Source organism: Yeosuana marina, assembly GCF_011762485.1.
Taxonomy (GTDB): Bacteria; Bacteroidota; Bacteroidia; order Flavobacteriales; family Flavobacteriaceae; genus Yeosuana; species Yeosuana marina.
In genome coordinates, this window is record NZ_JAAKGI010000044.1 from 1 (window position 1) to 626 (window position 626).

Below are 626 nucleotides of genomic sequence, written 5' to 3' on the forward strand. Positions count from 1 at the left end.
TTATGAGTCCAAAAATAATACTCAGGAGCCTCACGAATTTGTTTTTCAACCTCGTGTAAAAACATATCTGTTAGTTGATAATCTTTGTATTCTAATGAGTTTTCGGCCAACGTTATTATTTCGGCTTCATAATACCCTCGTTTTACTTTAGTTACTTTAAGATATGCAGTTGTAAAATCCAATTTTTTAGCCAATCGTTCTGCACCAGTAAAGCAAGGGACGTTAATACCCATAAACTCATGCCAGTAAACATCATTGGTAACTTTTGGAGATTGATCGCTTATAAACCCAGTGATACTTTTAATATTATTTTTTTCAAGATCATTAATATAACCTATAGTTTCTTTGGTACTTATGAGTGCTGTATTGAATTTTGAACGAATAGTTCTAACCAACTTATCAAAATATGGATTGGCTAATTTTTTATAAACTGCTAGTCCCTTAAAATTGATATAGTTTTGAATAACAATAGACCATTCCCAACTGGCATAATGACCAAATATGAGAATGATACTTTTGTTTAAAGATTCCAAACGTTTGAATTCTTCTGGATTTTTAATCTTAAATCGTTTTTTTAGTTCATTTTCAGAAATGCTCATAGTTTTAGCCATTTCTAAAAACATATC

1 protein-coding gene is annotated in these 626 nt (G+C 30.2%); it reads right to left on the reverse strand.

Annotation, left to right across the window (positions count from 1 at the left end; all coding sequences use genetic code 11):
* Positions 1 to 599: lysophospholipid acyltransferase family protein (locus G5V56_RS17545; RefSeq protein WP_240911450.1), on the reverse strand; the 599-nt coding region annotated here is incomplete at its 3' end.
* Positions 600 to 626 lie beyond the last annotated feature (27 nt).